Origin of the sequence: Rhizobium sp. NZLR11 (assembly GCF_019685115.1) — a bacterium.
In the GTDB taxonomy this organism is placed as follows: domain Bacteria; phylum Pseudomonadota; class Alphaproteobacteria; order Rhizobiales; family Rhizobiaceae; genus Rhizobium.
In genome coordinates this window covers 164,976-178,790 of record NZ_JABDWD010000011.1, presented here as the reverse complement: position 1 = coordinate 178,790, position 13,815 = coordinate 164,976, and the positions used below count along the sequence as shown (strand labels likewise).

The following is a 13,815-nucleotide window of genomic DNA, read 5'->3' as shown; positions in this document are numbered from 1 at the left end:
GACGAATTTATGATCGTAAGGCTCGATCCGCGGCTTCATGCCCGGTAAGCGACGAGCACGGCTCCTCCAGCAATCATCACGACGCCAAGCCAGTTTGGCAGCGTCAGGCGTTCGCCCAGGAACAGCACGGCAAAGACGGCCACGAAGACGACGGATAGCTTGTCGATCGGCGCGACGCGGGCGGCATCACCGAGCTTCAGAGCGCGGAAATAGCAAATCCAGGATGCGCCGGTGGCAAGACCCGAGAGCCCCAGGAAGAGCCAGCTCCTGCTCGACACCGAAGACGGTTCCTGCCAGTTGCCGGTGACATAGACCATCATCCCCGCCGCCAGCAGGATGACGATGGTGCGAATGAAGGTCGCGAAGTCGGAATTGACGTTCTCGACGCCGACTTTGGCGAAAATCGCCGTGAGCGCTGCGAAGCCGGCGGAAAAAAGCGCCCAAAGCGGCCAGCTTGTGAGGAGGCTTTTCATGCGGCGTTCCTTGTCCCGTTACACCTCGATCTCAAGGACGATCACACCTTCAACTCGCGCCGTTCGCGCTCGGTCACCATCGCAAGGTCGAGCACTTTCTGCAGGTTGGCGGCGTGGCGGAAGTTCGGGTCCGGCTGGACACCAGTTGCCACGGCCTCGGCAAAACGCTCGTAGTTGGTCGCCACCGGTTCAACTTCGATCTGCGTCCAGGTGGCCGTTTCGACCCCTTCGCCGAGGCAGCCATGCAGCTCGGAACCGCCGGGACGGTGGATAACCTCAAGGCTGCCCCTCTCGCCATAAATGCGCAACTTCAACTCGTTCAGATGCCCCGTCGCCCAGCGGCTGGCATGGACGACGCCGAGCGCGCCGTTGGCGAAATCGACAGACATGGTGAAGCTGTCATTGGCATCGAGCAGATATTCGCCGATCTGGCCGCCCGGCGCCTTGTTGAAGGTCTTCAGCCGCGCAAAGACGTGGTCGATGTCGGTCGCCGCGCCATAGGCGGCAAAATCAAGGATATGGATGCCGACGTCGCCGAGCACGCCGTTCGAGCCGTGGCCAGTGGAAAGCCGCCACAGCCAGGTCGATTCCGTGCGCCAGTCGCCCCAGGCACGCGAGACGAGCCAGCTCTGGAGATAGGAGGCTTCCACGTGCCTGATCGTGCCGAGCTCGCCGGCGAGCACCATCTCGCGGGCGCGCTGCAACGGCGCGACATTGCGGTAGGTCAGGTTCACCATGTTGATGACGCCGGCCTTTTCCGCCGCCTCCGTCATCTCCAGCGCCTTCGCATAGTTCTCCGCCAGCGGCTTTTCGCAGAACACATGCTTGCCCGCGGAGATCAACGCCATCGTCGTCGGGTGATGGATCCGGTCGGGCGTGACGTTCGTCGCCGCATCGAATTCACCCCAGGCGATCGCCTCCTCCAGTGAAAGAAACCGCTTTTCGATGTTGAACTTGTCGGCGAAGGCCGAAAGCCGCTCGGGATCGGTGTCGACGGCACCGACCACCGTCACGCCGTCGATGAGGGGGAAGCGGGCGAGCTGGTTTTTCGCCATCACCCCCGTGCCAAGAACGAGTAGTCGCATGGATGCTCCTCAGCGGTAACCGGCTTCGCCGGCCTGGTGCAGTCTCGGGCCGCGTTCGACGATCGGCTCCAGTGCCTTTTCTACCGGCACATTTGGTGCGTCGGTAATACCAGTCAACGATCCCTCAGGGTTATAGGCCCACTTGACGCCGTTGATCAGCACCTTCTGGATATTGACGTCGTGATAGGTCGGATAGGTCTCGTGGCCGGGGCGGAAATAGAAGATGTTGCCGGCGCCGCGCCGCCAGGTCAGGCCCGAGCGGAACACTTCGCCACCCTGGAACCAGGAAATGAACACCGTTTCGAGCGGCTCCGGAACCGAAAACTGCTCGCCGTACATTTCTTCGTTCTCGAGCTCGAAATGCTCGCCGATGCCCGCTGCGATCGGATGGCGCTGGTTGATCGTCCATAGACGCTCGCGCTCGCCCGCTTCGCGCCACTTCAGCGCGCAGGGCGTGCCCATCAGCCGCTTGAAGATCTTGGAGAAATGGCCGGAATGCAGCACGATGAGGCCCATACCCTCCCAGACACGCCTGGCCACCCGCTCGACGACGACGTCGGAGACCGCGCCGTGATCCTTATGGCCCCACCAGGTCAACACATCGGTTTCGGCAAGGCGGGCCTCGTTGAGGCCGTGTTCCGGCTCCTGCAGCGTTGCCGTAGTTGCCGAGATACCGGGATCCGTATTCAGCGCGTTGGCGATCGTCGTGTGCATGCCTTCGGGATAGATCCCACGAACGATTTCGTTGGTAGTCTCGTGGATATTCTCTCCCCAGACGACGGTGCGAATGGCCATGATGTGCTCCTGTAGAAACTGGAAGTATCGGTAGGCGGGAAAGACAGGATTCAAAGCGCTTTGGAAAACAGCAGCGCTGGCTGCGCCTCGTCTCCTCCACGTCTAAGCAACACATAGACCTTTGTCAGGAATTTGACAAAGGGGAAAATTTACCGGCAGAAGGCGGAAACTCCACTCGGCAATATCGCAGCAATATCAATGCGAAACGGATTTCGAGAACAGGTTGACGACGACGACGCCCGATATGATCAGCCCGAGCCCGAGGATTGCCGGCAGGTCGAGCCGCTGCTTGAAGAAGACCAGACCGACCGAGGAAATCAGCACGATTCCCAAAGCGCTCCAAATTGCATAAGCAATGCCGACAGGGATGCTTTTCAGCGTCAGCGACAGGCAATAGAAGGCGGCCGCATAACAGGCGACGACAAGCGCCGTCGGCCCGATGCGGGTGAACTGCTGCGACAGCTGCAGCGCAGTCGTGCCGATGACCTCGAGCACGATGGCGGCAAACAACAGCCCGTAGACGGCGGCCTGGCTCATGGCGAATTCCTTTTCGGATTACTTCCCGGTCAGTTCGACAAGGCGATTAATGAGATCCCGCCTCAGAACGCCGTCGATATCATGGCTTTCCAACGTATCTGAGAACCACAACCCGTCGGCGGCAAAACGCACGACCTGGGCGTCGAGGGAGGAGTCGGTGCCGATATATTCCTCGGCCCGCGCCTGCACCCATTGGCGCCATCGAAGGCGCAACCGGGGTTCGGCAAGAAGCGCGATCGTCACCTGCGTCCAACCCCTGGAATCGTCTGGACGATCCTTGATACCGGATACCGCTCTGAGATAGGCGCGGGTGAAGCGTCCCTGCGGCAGCGGATCGCCGCGCATCAGCTCTTCTATATCCGCGTCGAACTTTTCGAGCAGGCTCTCGAACAGTGCATCAAGAAGCGCATTTTTCGTCGGGAAGTGATGCAGCAGCCCACCCTTGCTGACGCTGGAGGCGGCGGACACCGCATCGAGCGTGACCGCGGCCATGCCTGCGCTGGCAGCAAGGCGCGCCGCAACATCCAGCAACTGCTGGCGCACGAGGATAGGCTGCTTTTTGCGATGATGAGCGTTCGACATGCGAGCAAAAGATACCGTCTGGACGGTTTTGTCAAGATGAATTGGCTGAAACTCCTGCCCGCCTGGCAATATGCGCGAATTGCCGCGTCGCTTTGATGACAGTTGCGATCGTTTTCCGCCCGGTGCATGAAGGACCGGGGCAATGGATGGGCATCGGGGATGGTTTCGTGACGGAGAAGGTCACCACTCTATATGAGGCGATCGGCGGCGATCCTGTCGTGCGGGCGCTGACGCAGCGTTTCTACGAACTGATGGACAGGCTGCCGGAGGCAAGCAACGTGCGCGCCGTGCATCCGCCGAGCCTTGCCGGCAGCGAAGAGAAATTCTACGAATATATGAGCGGTTATCTCGGCGGCCCGCCGCTCTATACCGACAAGCGCGGCCATCCGCGTCTGCGCAGCCGCCATTTCGTCGCCAAGATCGGCCCCGTCGAGCGCGACGAGTGGCTGCTCTGCTTCCGCCGTGCCCTCGACCAGACGATATCAAGCCAAGCGCTGCGCGATCTCATCTGGGCGCCGGTGGAACGGCTCGCCTATCACATGCAGAACAAGGCCCCTGACATACAGGAAAAGGAATGACCATGAGCTTGAATGCGCGCCTGGAGCCGGTGCTCTATCTTTTTGCCGGTCTGTTCGGCGTAGCCGGCGTGGCGCTCGCCGCCCTTGCCGCCCATGGCGGCGGTGAGGCCAATCTCGCGGCATCCGCATCTGCCATGTGCCTCGCGCACGCCCCTACCCTGCTGGCATTGGCTCTCGGCACCGCCAGGCTCAAAACCGCCTGGCTGGCCGGTTTTCTGATGATTATCGGAACCCTGCTCTTTGCAGGCGATCTCGTCACTCTGCGTTTCACCGGCTCTAGCCTCTTCCCCTATGCCGCCCCGACCGGCGGCTGGGCGATGATGCTTGGCTGGCTGGCCGTTGCCGCCGGCGCCGTTTTCCGGGTACGACCTTGAGGGCTTTGCAAACTGGCTTCGATTCATCGGCCTATCGAAAGGGTTGATGGGAGGTCTCACCTCTCGTCCCTCATCTGTCCTTGTCACAGGAATGAGGGTGAGTACGCAGTTAGACGCCGTCGACCACGTTGAAGCCTTCGAAAACAGGCGGCCCCTTGTACATGGCCTTGCGGTCGCCGGCATTGCGGTGCGCCGCTCGAAAATTCTCGGACTTGGTCCAGTTCTGAAAATCCGCTTCGCTGTTCCAGACCGTGTGCGAGGAATAGAGCGTGTAGCCCTCCTCTTCGTTGGCCTTCCCGCGCAGCAGGCGGAATTCGACGAAACCGGGCACTTCGGCCAGGCTGGAATCGCGATTGCGCCAGACCGTCTCGAAATCAACTTCGTTCCCGGTTGCGACCTTGAAGCGGTTCATTGCGATATACATGCGATCTCCTTAGGCCTTCCTCTTGCCGGCCCTTGCTGCATAGCAGGGAAAAGCGAGAACATTATTGCCGTTTGCTGCCGCCGGGCCAAGCGGTCTCGTCGTCGCTTCTCCGGGCATGCGCGCTTCCCAAGTCGGGAACAGCATCACATTCCGGTAGATCTGCTGACGATCGGTATGCTGCCGGAAAAGTGCGTAGAGCTCGGGCACGAGGCCCTCGCCTGTCTGCGCGGCAAGCTTATGCAGGCCGATCATGGTGAAGCCGTCGGGACGCTGGTCGTTCATCGGGAATTGTCTCGTTCGTTCATCGTATGCAGCGCACGTTCCAGGCTGGACTTGCTGCCGTTGCGAAGCGGGATGAAGGCCTTGCCGAATTTCTTGCAGCCGGTCTTCACGCGCAGGCAGGCATCGTGGCTGATACAGTCGATCGGGCAGAACACGCAGTCGACCGAAGGCAGCACGGTATCGATGCGGGAAACAGCTTCGCGCAGGCCGCCGTCATGATGAAGGAGCTCGGCGCCGAAATTGCTGGCGATCTGGCGAAGATGCGCCACCTGGCAGTCACGCCCGCCGACATAGAGAAAACTGCGGCCATCCAGTTTGGATCGTCCGGCGGATAGCTGGCTGGCGTCCTCGGCCGCGCTGGCGCGGGCCTCCCTGTTCGAACCCTTCTTGCCCTTGCGAGCCATATACCACCCGTTCGCTCGTTGATCGTCACACGATTCCTGCGTGTGCGGGTGGACCTTATTAAACTTGATTTTTAGAGTAAAGTATAAAGTTGATAAGTTTTCTCATATTATTCGACCGCGATCGGCACGGAGGTAAAGCTCCTTCCATTTCCACCGGGCGTTGGACCGAATGGAGCCGCGCGCCGGATAGCATCGACGGCGCGCTTATCGATCTCGAGAATGCCAGACCCGCTTACCACGCGAACGGATGTCAAGCCGCCGCTGCCATTCACGGAAAACGAGACGACCACGGTTCCCTCGACACCACGAGGTGTTCTGATCGCGCGGCGAATGCGACTACGGACCTTGCCGTCGTAATTGGCAAAGACTGCAGTTCCGACCCCATTATTGTTGCCGGCGGTGCGCGAGTTACGATCCGACTGACCCGACCGATCACCTTCAGCAACACCACGAGTAGAATCTTGCTGCGTCTCACCCTGCGAACCAGCGGTCCTTTTCAGTGGACGCTTTTTCTCGACCGGTTTCGGCTTTTCCTGCGTGACCTCTTTCGGCTTCGGCTCTGGGGTTACGATCTCCTGCGGCTCGTCCGGCTCCGACTGCACCTCTGCTGTCTCGACGGGCTTGACCTCTTCAGGCTCAACTGCGGCCACAGGGGGCGTGTTGGATGGCTGAACGTCCGTGGGGATGTCATCGGCCGGCTTCTGCTCTTCCGGAACGACCGTCGACAGCGGTTGTAGGACGGCGGTTTCAGCTGGAACCTCGGAAACGAGAACCTCCGGTGCGACCGCCGCCGCTGTTTCCGGAGAGACGCGCGTCACTTCTGGAACCGGGGCTTGCTGGATCGGATCCTGAGCCTCCACAGGCGAGACATCGGTCGGCTGAACGGTTTCCGGCTGAAGGTTAGCCGCTTCGGTCGGCTGGATTGTATCCGGTTCAACGGCCTCCGGAATGATTTCTTCCTGTACGGTCACATCGGTCTCGCCTGCAGCGGTCTGATCGACGTCCGAATTGCCGTACATCACAACGCTGACAGCTTCGCCCGCTTCCTCGATCGCCTCCTCCGGCGCCTTCGGGAAGGCAATGATCAACATGGCAGCCAACGTCGCATGAAAAATCAACGAGCCAACACAAGTCAGCGCCAGCCGCCGCCGCACCGGTTTCTTCTCGCCTTCCTGCTTTTCCACCGCCGCATCCATCGCCGGCGCTGCGGCACGCGCAGTTGATGCGGCTTCCGGATGATCGGGAAAAGAGGATATCTGCGCCAAACGCGCATAATGGACCACCGCCTCGCCGGCCGGTTGCCGCTGCGCATTGCGCAGGTCGGAAAGCTCATGGCCGGGATGCATGTAATTGTCGTTGAGACTGCCGTCAGCGTCCGGCTCCCCGATGAGCACCTGTCTCGATCTGGAATTCGCTGAAATCGCCATTGTTATGCCTCGGACAGCCTGAAACATGTCCGCCGGGGTCAGCCCCCGGCGTATTTAGCCCTCGAAGGGAATGGAAATCTGCGAGCGGGTGACGAGACCCTTCATGCATTCGCCCGCCGCCGGCCCGTCGCAGACCGGCGTGTCGTTGATGAGGATCCGGGTCACGCTTTCGCATTTGACATTCGGCATGTCGAACTGGCGCACGCGTTTCTTGCCCTGCGGCAGATCGCGGAAATCGAGCACGGTGATGCGGTCGACGGCATTCTTGTCGTTGAAGAAGGCAAGCTCGAAAGAGATCTTGTTGATCGGCGCCTGAAGATTGTTCTCGGCAACGAAGGTCATCATGCAGCCCTTTTGCGACGGCGCCAGAGCGTTGAGTTCGACATCGAGCTTGGCGGTTGCCGCATCCTGCGCCTGGCATATGCTTGAGACCGCCATCACCACGCCGGCCGCAACAGCCGCAAACCTAACCGTCATTATCTTCTCCGCTTCTGTCCCGAACCGCCGCCAGGCAGCCTCAAATCAGCAATCTCAAAAACTTGACTGCAATAGTCTCCTATTGCGTCTTTAAAAAACTATGAGTAAGAAAGTCAAGTTAATTGTCATCACAACCGGGGACCCCAATCCCGGCCCCACGGAATTGCCAACCGAAATGATGGTTGAAAAGCCAAATAACTTTAAGCACGTGCCGCTGCCGAGCGCGCCTGCGGCGCCGCACCGGATCGTCGAAAGCGCGGATCTTTTCCGCGGCACGAACGAAATCATGATCAGACACGACGGTTTGACCTATCGCCTGAAGATCACCCGGCAGGGCAAGCTCATTCTCAATAAATAGGGTAAGATATGACCGAGCAGACAAGACCGGCGCCAGCCGAAATCCGTGCGTTTCGCGCCCAAAATCCGAAGATGCGCGAGCGCGAGATCGCTGCCCAGCTGAAGATTTCCGAGGCAGCTCTCGTCGCCGCCGAAACTGGCATCAGCGTGACCCGCATCGATGGCAGCGCGCTGATGCTCCTCGAACGCGTGGCCGGCCTCGGCGAAGTGATGGCGCTGTCGCGCAACGAAAGTGCCGTGCACGAAAAAATCGGCATCTTCGAAAACATCAAAAGCGGCGTGCAGGCCGCAATCGTTCTCGGCGAGAATATCGACCTGCGCATCTTCCCGAGCTGCTGGGAATACGGTTTCGCCGTATCCAAGAAGGATGGCGACCAGGTGCGCCTCAGCCTGCAATATTTCGATAAGGCGGGCTGCGCCGTGCACAAGCTGCACCTGCGTCCGAATTCGAATGTCGAGGCTTATCACGCGATGGTCGCCGAGTTGAAACTCGAAGACCAGTCTCAGGACTTCGTCGAGGCCGAGACCTCGAATACCGTCGATGAAACCGCCTACGTCAGCCGAGACGAATTGCGCGACAGTTGGAACAAGCTCACCGATACCCATGAGTTCTTCGGCATGCTGAAACGCCTGAAGATCGGCCGCCAGGCGGCCATCCGCAGCGTCGGCGACGATTATGCCTGGAAGCTGGACAACACCGCGACTTCGGAGATGATGCATGCCTCGGTGAAATCCGGCCTGCCGATCATGTGCTTCGTCGCCAATAACGGCATCGTCCAGATCCATTCCGGCCCGATCTTCAACGTCCAGGCCATGGGTCCGTGGATCAATATCATGGACCCTACCTTCCATCTGCATCTGCGCCAGGATCACATCGCCGAGACCTGGGCCGTGCGCAAGCCGACCAAGGATGGGCATGTCACCTCGCTGGAGGCTTACAATGCCGATGGCGAGATGATCATCCAGTTCTTCGGCAAGCGGCAGGAAGGCTCCGACGAACGCGCCGAATGGCGCGCGATCATGCAAAATCTGCCGCGGGCAGCAAGTGTTGCCGCATAAGGATCGCTGTGATGACGATGCGTAACAATCTGCGCCGGATTCGCCCCTGGCAACTCGCCCTGACGGCGACCGTCATGGCACTGCCGCTGATCCCGTCGGCACCTGCGGTCAAAGGCTTCGCCTTCGTCCGCGCCGCCCATGCCGAAGAAAACAAGCTCGACACCTCGCGCCTGGTTTCGGTCGGCGGTGATATCACCGAGATCGTCTATGCGCTCGGCGAGGAAAACCGGCTGATCGCCCGCGACACGACAAGCATCTACCCCGAGGCGGCGCTGAAGCTGCCCAATGTCGGTTACATGCGGGCGCTCTCGCCGGAAGGTATCCTCGCCATGAACCCGACGGCGATCATCGCCGTCGAGGGTTCCGGCCCGAAGGAGGCGCTGGCTGTGCTGAAGAGTGCCAGCGTGCCCTTCGAAACCGTGCCGAGCCCCTTTACCCGCGATGGCATCATCGCCAAGATCGACCGGGTGGGCTTGCTGCTTGGCGTGCCTGACAAGGCGAAGGCGCTTGAAGAAAAGGTTGCGACCGATCTCGACGCGGCGATCGCCGATGCCGAAAAGCGTCCGGAGGCGGAGCGCAAGCGCGTTCTCTTCATCCTCAGCGCCCAGAACGGCCGGATCATGGCATCGGGCACCGGCACGGCGGCCGATGGCATCGTCAAGCTCGCCGGTGCCATCAACGCCGTCGGCGCATTCCCGGGCTACAAGCCGCTGACGGACGAGGCGATCATCGAGGCCAAGCCCGACATCATCCTGATGATGAACCGCGGCGATGGCGCCGGCACCAAGAACGAGGACCTGCTGGCCCAGCCGGCGATCGCGCTGACGCCGGCTGGCGAGAAGAAGGCGATCATCCGCATGGACGGCATCTACCTGCTCGGCTTCGGCCCGCGCACCGCCGCCGCCGCGCGTGAGCTCAACATGGCGATCTACGGGGGCTGATCATTGGTCCTGCCGCAAGCCATGATGGAACGAAGGCGACCATTCCCGATGGCGGAGATCAGCGCAAACCGGCGGGCGGGCGACAGAACGCGGCTCGCTTTGCTGGTCATCGCGCTGCTCGTCATCGGCTCGGTCTTCTCGATGCTGTTTTCGGTGACGACAGGCGCCTCGGACGCCTCGATCCTCGACGTTATCGGCAACATCGCCGGTTCTGAGACGGCGCTCAGCACGCGTGACCGGATCATCATCTTCGATATCCGCCTGCCGAGGGCAATCCTCGGCTTCCTGATCGGCGCCTCGCTGGCCGTTTCCGGCACGGTGATGCAGGGCCTGTTCCGCAATCCGCTGGCCGATCCCGGCCTCGTCGGCGTCTCCTCCGGTGCAAGTCTCGGTGCGGTCACCATCATCGTGCTCGGCGGTGGCCTTGCCGCTCCGCTCCAGGCGCTTCTCGGCATCTACGCTCTGCCAGCGGCCGCCTTTGGCGGCGGTCTCGTCACGACGCTGCTGCTCTACAGGATCGCCACCCGCCACGGTCAGACCTCAGTGGCGACGATGCTGCTTGCCGGCATCGCTCTCGGCGCGCTCGCGCTGGCGATGACAGGACTGCTGATCTACATGGCCAACGACCAGCAGCTGCGCGACCTGACATTCTGGAGCATGGGCTCGCTTGCCGGCGCCACTTGGAAGAAGATCGCCGCCGCCGGCCCGATCATCCTGTTGTCCTTCACCAGTCTGCCCTTCATGGCCCGCGGCCTCAATGCCATGACGCTCGGCGAGGCCGCCGCCTTTCATGTGGGGGTGCCGGTGCAGCGGCTGAAGAATACCGCGATCGTCGGCGTCGCCGCGGCGACCGGCGCGTCCGTCGCCGTCAGCGGCGGCATCGGTTTCGTCGGGATCGTCGTGCCGCATATCCTGCGCATGGCGATCGGCCCGGACCATCGTTTCCTGCTGCCGGCCGCAGCTCTTCTCGGCGGCTCTCTGCTGATCTTCGCCGACGTGCTGGCGCGCACCCTTGTCGCGCCGGCCGAACTGCCGATCGGCATAATCACAGCGGCGGTCGGCGGACCCTTCTTCCTGTGGATCCTGCTCAAGCAGCGTTCGCACCTTGCCCTGTGAGTAATGTTTAGATGATCGAAGTTTCCGGCGTCTCGGTGCACCTTTCCGGCAAGGCCATCATCAGCGACGTCGCCTTCACGGCAAAGGCCGGCGAGCTGACGGCGATTGCCGGGCCGAACGGCTCCGGCAAGACGACGACGATGAAGGCAATCTCCGGTGAACTTGCCTATGGCGGCTCGGTGCGCATCGGCGGCAACGAGGTCAAGGGACTGTCACCCTGGCAGCTTGCCGCCGTTCGTGGCGTGCTCCCGCAGGCAAGCACGATCTCCTTTCCCTTCACCGTGCGAGAGATCGTCCGCATGGGCCTCACATCAGGCATCAACCTCAATCCCGACAAGGCCGACCAGACGGCCGCCGCCGCACTTTCCTCCGTCGACTTGACCGGCTTCGAAGGCCGTTTCTATCAGGAACTCTCCGGCGGCGAGCAGCAGCGCGTGCAGCTTGCCCGCGTGCTCTGCCAGATCGCCGAGCCTGTCGTCGACGGCAAACCCTGCTGGCTGCTGCTCGACGAGCCGGTCTCAAGCCTCGACATCAGCCACCAGCTGGCGATCATGACGCTTGCCCGCAATTTCTGCGAACGCGGCGGCGGCGTCATCGCCGTCATGCATGATCTCAACCTGACGGCGCTCTTTGCCGACCGCATCGTGCTGATGAAATCCGGCCGCCTCGCCGCCGCCGGCAGCGTCAGTGACGTGTTGACGGACGAAACAATGCTGTCGGTGTTCGGCTGCGCGCTGCGGATCAACCAGGTGCCGGCCGACGGCACGCCCTTCGTGCTTGCCCACAGCGCCGTATCCCGTCCTTAGACCAGCACACGCGGAACTTTTGATCGCCCGGCACGTTTTCGGCAGTGATCTGGGTCAATGCCGGGCAATATCATTCATGCAACGAACGGTGGCGACCCCAGTGCGAAATAGGCGGGCTTGCGCGCGCCCCAGCCAATGGAGACAGCCATGAGCTATTCTATCTTCCAATCCGGCCGCAGCCGCCGCAATGGTACTTTCCACAATCTGGAATCCGGCATCGAGGAGCAGGTCGAGGCGCTGCGCGACGAACTCGCGGAACTGACACGCCTCGTCGGCAAGAGTTCGCGCCACCAGGGCGAAAAAATCCGCAGTCAAGCCGGCGCCGGTTATGAGGACCTGCTCGGCCGCAGCGAGGATCTGCTACGCGAATTGCAGCACGGCTACGAGCGTAGCGCGACCGAAATGCGCGAGACCGTCCGCAAACATCCGCTGGCAACGATCGGCGCCGCAGCCGCTTTCGGCCTGGTTATCGCCTTCCTCGCCCGCCGCTGAGGACGCGCGATGCTGTTCTCGATCCTCAGCCTGCTGACGGGCGCAAGCGTGCAACGGACCGTTGCGCGCGCCAAACGCAATAGCATCTTCATCGCGCTTGCCGCGCTCTTTCTCCTCACCGCCTACGCGCTGGCAGTCACCGCCGGCGCCATCTGGCTCGCCGGCATCTACGGCGCATTCGCCGCCGTTCTCTTCCTGGCCGCGGGCGCGTTGCTGATCGCTATCATCGCCTTGGTGGTCATGGCAGTCATGAATGCCCGGGAGAAGCGTCGCGCCCGCGAGCGCCGCGAGGCGCTGGAATCCTTCGCAACGGTTGGCCTCGGCCTCATCCGCGCCCAGCCGCTGCTGACCGCCGGCGTGCTGGCAGCCATCGTCGCGGCCAATCTGGTGGGTTCGAAGCGCGAGGATTGAGGAGGGAGGGGACCGGCAGCACCCGATCGCCTTTGGATTCAGAAGCACCAAGCCAACTTCCTTCATTCCTGTGCTCGTCACAGTAATGAGGTTGGAGAGGAGGATCCCGCGGAACAACCCGCAACCCCGTCTCCGCCGCGCGGTTGCTCACGCTCCCAACAACGCAAAAAAGCCGGCGCCCCAAGAGGCCGCCGGCTTCCTCGCGATCATAATTTTCAGAACGCAAACGCCTTCGACGTCAGCGGCGCCGAGGTGGCGTCGGGGCCGAAATCGGCCTCGCCGGATATCTGCAGCAATTCCTGCAGCCGCTGACGGGCGCGGTTGACGCGGCTCTTGATGGTGCCGACGGCGCAGCCGCAGATTTCGGCCGCCTCCTCGTAGGAAAAACCCGAGGCGCCGACAAGGATGATCGCCTCGCGCTGGTCCGGCGGCAACTGGTCGAGCGCTTTCTTGAAGTCCTGAAGATCGAGCGCGCCGTATTGCGAGGGGTGCATCGCCATCGATTCCGTGAACAGCCCGTCGCTGTCCTGGACCTCGCGGCCGCTTTTGCGCATCTGGCTGTAGAGTTCATTGCGCAGGATCGTGAACAGCCAGGCCTTCATATTCGTGCCCATCTCAAAATGATCCTGCTTGGCCCAGGCCTTCATGATGGTGTCCTGGACGAGATCGTCGGCACGATCATGCCGCCCGATGAGCGATATTGCGAAGGCGCGGAGACTTGGGAGGGCCGCCAGCAGTTCCCGCTTGAAGCTGGGTTGCGCTTTATCTTCCATGCGCACGATCCTATTCGGCCATCTTGGCAGAAGCCATCATTTCGGCATGGTCGAGCTTTTCGAGAAGATCGAGAAAACGATCGGGGATCGCCTCCCCCTGCGCAGAGGCATACAGCGACCGCAGCCTGACGCCGATCTGATTGTTCGGGTCCAGTATATCGCTTGCCCGCAGCTCCAGCTTGCGCTGGTCGGCTGCTTCTTTCTTGCGTGTAATCATCAATTCGTCTTCTCGCCGGTTGTCTGTTGGGGCGTGCATGGGATCGATCACGATTTCAACCATCGACACCGACCCTCCGATTGTCGATGTCGCTGACATCTTTTGTTGCATGGGTCAAAACGCTACGCCCTTTCCTCGTCGGCTGGAATAATGCGGCGCGACAAAAAAAGTTCCTGCCATTCCGGAACTTTTTTATCAAAGTGAC

The 13,815-nt window shown here is 61.4% G+C and carries 21 protein-coding genes; 9 read left to right on the top strand and 12 right to left on the bottom strand.

The genetic code is table 11. The features are described from left to right. Positions 1 to 35 precede the first annotated feature (35 nt). The 5 genes from HJB83_RS20210 to HJB83_RS20190 all read right to left on the bottom strand — a co-directional run bounded on the left by HJB83_RS20210 (position 36) and on the right by HJB83_RS20190 (position 3,472). The gene (locus tag HJB83_RS20210; RefSeq protein WP_207581480.1) at positions 36 to 473 is read right to left on the bottom strand and encodes an EamA family transporter; all 438 of its coding nucleotides are present in this window, start codon (positions 471 to 473) and stop codon (positions 36 to 38) included. A gap of 41 nt (positions 474 to 514) precedes the next feature. Further along, positions 515 to 1,558 carry a Gfo/Idh/MocA family protein gene (locus tag HJB83_RS20205; protein ID WP_221132334.1) on the bottom strand — a complete coding sequence of 348 codons (1,044 nt, stop codon included), beginning with the start codon at positions 1,556 to 1,558 and terminating at the stop codon, positions 515 to 517. 9 nt (positions 1,559 to 1,567) lie between these two features. After that, positions 1,568 to 2,353 carry a ThuA domain-containing protein gene (locus tag HJB83_RS20200; RefSeq protein WP_221117529.1) on the bottom strand — a complete coding sequence of 262 codons (786 nt, stop codon included), beginning with the start codon at positions 2,351 to 2,353 and terminating at the stop codon, positions 1,568 to 1,570. 195 nt (positions 2,354 to 2,548) lie between these two features. Then, positions 2,549 to 2,890: a multidrug efflux SMR transporter gene (locus HJB83_RS20195; protein ID WP_207581483.1), complete on the bottom strand. Its 342-nt coding sequence runs from the start codon at positions 2,888 to 2,890 to the stop codon at positions 2,549 to 2,551. Positions 2,891 to 2,908: 18 nt separating this feature from the next. After that, positions 2,909 to 3,472 (bottom strand): TetR/AcrR family transcriptional regulator, encoded by a 564-nt coding sequence (locus HJB83_RS20190; RefSeq protein WP_221117530.1) that lies wholly within the window; start codon positions 3,470 to 3,472, stop codon positions 2,909 to 2,911. 167 nt (positions 3,473 to 3,639) lie between these two features. On the opposite strand from HJB83_RS20190, the gene HJB83_RS20185 reads away from it, so the two are divergent. Beyond that, a complete protein-coding gene (locus tag HJB83_RS20185) occupies positions 3,640 to 4,050 on the top strand; it encodes a group II truncated hemoglobin (protein WP_221132346.1) in 411 nt (136 codons plus the stop codon). Between the two features lie 2 nt (positions 4,051 to 4,052). Further along, positions 4,053 to 4,424 carry a DUF423 domain-containing protein gene (locus tag HJB83_RS20180; protein ID WP_221132345.1) on the top strand — a complete coding sequence of 124 codons (372 nt, stop codon included), beginning with the start codon at positions 4,053 to 4,055 and terminating at the stop codon, positions 4,422 to 4,424. A 109-nt stretch (positions 4,425 to 4,533) separates the two neighbouring features. On the opposite strand, the gene HJB83_RS20175 is transcribed toward HJB83_RS20180, so the two are convergent. The 5 genes from HJB83_RS20175 to HJB83_RS20155 form a co-directional block, all read right to left on the bottom strand. Beyond that, entirely contained in the window at positions 4,534 to 4,848 is a 315-nt protein-coding gene (locus tag HJB83_RS20175; protein ID WP_221116572.1) for an antibiotic biosynthesis monooxygenase, read from the bottom strand. A gap of 9 nt (positions 4,849 to 4,857) precedes the next feature. After that, the gene (locus tag HJB83_RS20170; protein WP_221116571.1) at positions 4,858 to 5,130 is read right to left on the bottom strand and encodes a hypothetical protein; all 273 of its coding nucleotides are present in this window, start codon (positions 5,128 to 5,130) and stop codon (positions 4,858 to 4,860) included. Beyond that, a complete protein-coding gene (locus HJB83_RS20165) occupies positions 5,127 to 5,534 on the bottom strand; it encodes a DUF2325 domain-containing protein (protein ID WP_207581487.1) in 408 nt (135 codons plus the stop codon). Before HJB83_RS20165 ends, HJB83_RS20170 begins: the two co-directional genes overlap by 4 nt. 107 nt (positions 5,535 to 5,641) lie before the next feature. Continuing rightward, positions 5,642 to 6,961 (bottom strand): energy transducer TonB, encoded by a 1,320-nt coding sequence (locus HJB83_RS20160; protein ID WP_221132333.1) that lies wholly within the window; start codon positions 6,959 to 6,961, stop codon positions 5,642 to 5,644. Positions 6,962 to 7,015: 54 nt separating this feature from the next. Next, positions 7,016 to 7,438 carry a hypothetical protein gene (locus tag HJB83_RS20155; protein WP_221116569.1) on the bottom strand — a complete coding sequence of 141 codons (423 nt, stop codon included), beginning with the start codon at positions 7,436 to 7,438 and terminating at the stop codon, positions 7,016 to 7,018. A 175-nt stretch (positions 7,439 to 7,613) separates the two neighbouring features. Between HJB83_RS20155 and hemP the strand changes: the two genes are divergently transcribed. The 7 genes from hemP (at position 7,614) to HJB83_RS20120 (ending at position 12,620) form a co-directional block, all read left to right on the top strand. Further along, positions 7,614 to 7,796: a hemin uptake protein HemP gene (gene hemP / locus HJB83_RS20150; protein WP_221132344.1), complete on the top strand. Its 183-nt coding sequence runs from the start codon at positions 7,614 to 7,616 to the stop codon at positions 7,794 to 7,796. A gap of 8 nt (positions 7,797 to 7,804) precedes the next feature. Further along, positions 7,805 to 8,854 carry a hemin-degrading factor gene (locus tag HJB83_RS20145; protein ID WP_221132332.1) on the top strand — a complete coding sequence of 350 codons (1,050 nt, stop codon included), beginning with the start codon at positions 7,805 to 7,807 and terminating at the stop codon, positions 8,852 to 8,854. Between the two features lie 11 nt (positions 8,855 to 8,865). Continuing rightward, positions 8,866 to 9,795, top strand: coding sequence for a hemin ABC transporter substrate-binding protein (locus tag HJB83_RS20140; RefSeq protein ID WP_221132331.1), 930 nt, complete (start codon positions 8,866 to 8,868; stop codon positions 9,793 to 9,795). 3 nt (positions 9,796 to 9,798) lie between these two features. Continuing rightward, positions 9,799 to 10,911: an iron ABC transporter permease gene (locus HJB83_RS20135; RefSeq protein ID WP_221132330.1), complete on the top strand. Its 1,113-nt coding sequence runs from the start codon at positions 9,799 to 9,801 to the stop codon at positions 10,909 to 10,911. A gap of 11 nt (positions 10,912 to 10,922) precedes the next feature. Beyond that, positions 10,923 to 11,717 (top strand): heme ABC transporter ATP-binding protein, encoded by a 795-nt coding sequence (locus HJB83_RS20130; RefSeq protein WP_221132329.1) that lies wholly within the window; start codon positions 10,923 to 10,925, stop codon positions 11,715 to 11,717. A 147-nt stretch (positions 11,718 to 11,864) separates the two neighbouring features. Next, a complete protein-coding gene (locus tag HJB83_RS20125) occupies positions 11,865 to 12,209 on the top strand; it encodes a YqjD family protein (RefSeq protein WP_221132328.1) in 345 nt (114 codons plus the stop codon). A gap of 9 nt (positions 12,210 to 12,218) precedes the next feature. Further along, positions 12,219 to 12,620: a hypothetical protein gene (locus HJB83_RS20120; RefSeq protein ID WP_221132327.1), complete on the top strand. Its 402-nt coding sequence runs from the start codon at positions 12,219 to 12,221 to the stop codon at positions 12,618 to 12,620. Positions 12,621 to 12,835: 215 nt separating this feature from the next. Here the strand turns inward: HJB83_RS20120 and HJB83_RS20115 are convergent, their stop codons facing one another. Then, entirely contained in the window at positions 12,836 to 13,393 is a 558-nt protein-coding gene (locus HJB83_RS20115) for an RNA polymerase sigma factor (RefSeq protein ID WP_007630757.1), read from the bottom strand. Positions 13,394 to 13,403: 10 nt separating this feature from the next. Beyond that, the gene (locus HJB83_RS20110; protein WP_207584361.1) at positions 13,404 to 13,610 is read right to left on the bottom strand and encodes a NepR family anti-sigma factor; all 207 of its coding nucleotides are present in this window, start codon (positions 13,608 to 13,610) and stop codon (positions 13,404 to 13,406) included. Positions 13,611 to 13,815 lie beyond the last annotated feature (205 nt).

Coding starts and splice junctions, on each gene's coding strand:
- HJB83_RS20110 (WP_207584361.1), bottom strand. CDS start 13,610: ATGATTACACGCAAGAAAGAAGCAGCCGACCAGCGCAAGCTGGAGCTG.
- HJB83_RS20115 (WP_007630757.1), bottom strand. CDS start 13,393: ATGGAAGATAAAGCGCAACCCAGCTTCAAGCGGGAACTGCTGGCGGCC.
- HJB83_RS20120 (WP_221132327.1), top strand. CDS start 12,219: ATGCTGTTCTCGATCCTCAGCCTGCTGACGGGCGCAAGCGTGCAACGG.
- HJB83_RS20130 (WP_221132329.1), top strand. CDS start 10,923: ATGATCGAAGTTTCCGGCGTCTCGGTGCACCTTTCCGGCAAGGCCATC.
- HJB83_RS20205 (WP_221132334.1), bottom strand. CDS start 1,558: ATGCGACTACTCGTTCTTGGCACGGGGGTGATGGCGAAAAACCAGCTC.
- HJB83_RS20210 (WP_207581480.1), bottom strand. CDS start 473: ATGAAAAGCCTCCTCACAAGCTGGCCGCTTTGGGCGCTTTTTTCCGCC.
- HJB83_RS20145 (WP_221132332.1), top strand. CDS start 7,805: ATGACCGAGCAGACAAGACCGGCGCCAGCCGAAATCCGTGCGTTTCGC.
- HJB83_RS20195 (WP_207581483.1), bottom strand. CDS start 2,890: ATGAGCCAGGCCGCCGTCTACGGGCTGTTGTTTGCCGCCATCGTGCTC.
- HJB83_RS20125 (WP_221132328.1), top strand. CDS start 11,865: ATGAGCTATTCTATCTTCCAATCCGGCCGCAGCCGCCGCAATGGTACT.
- hemP (WP_221132344.1), top strand. CDS start 7,614: ATGATGGTTGAAAAGCCAAATAACTTTAAGCACGTGCCGCTGCCGAGC.
- HJB83_RS20165 (WP_207581487.1), bottom strand. CDS start 5,534: ATGGCTCGCAAGGGCAAGAAGGGTTCGAACAGGGAGGCCCGCGCCAGC.
- HJB83_RS20155 (WP_221116569.1), bottom strand. CDS start 7,438: ATGACGGTTAGGTTTGCGGCTGTTGCGGCCGGCGTGGTGATGGCGGTC.
- HJB83_RS20175 (WP_221116572.1), bottom strand. CDS start 4,848: ATGTATATCGCAATGAACCGCTTCAAGGTCGCAACCGGGAACGAAGTT.
- HJB83_RS20160 (WP_221132333.1), bottom strand. CDS start 6,961: ATGGCGATTTCAGCGAATTCCAGATCGAGACAGGTGCTCATCGGGGAG.
- HJB83_RS20140 (WP_221132331.1), top strand. CDS start 8,866: ATGACGATGCGTAACAATCTGCGCCGGATTCGCCCCTGGCAACTCGCC.
- HJB83_RS20190 (WP_221117530.1), bottom strand. CDS start 3,472: ATGTCGAACGCTCATCATCGCAAAAAGCAGCCTATCCTCGTGCGCCAG.
- HJB83_RS20180 (WP_221132345.1), top strand. CDS start 4,053: ATGAGCTTGAATGCGCGCCTGGAGCCGGTGCTCTATCTTTTTGCCGGT.
- HJB83_RS20170 (WP_221116571.1), bottom strand. CDS start 5,130: ATGAACGACCAGCGTCCCGACGGCTTCACCATGATCGGCCTGCATAAG.
- HJB83_RS20200 (WP_221117529.1), bottom strand. CDS start 2,353: ATGGCCATTCGCACCGTCGTCTGGGGAGAGAATATCCACGAGACTACC.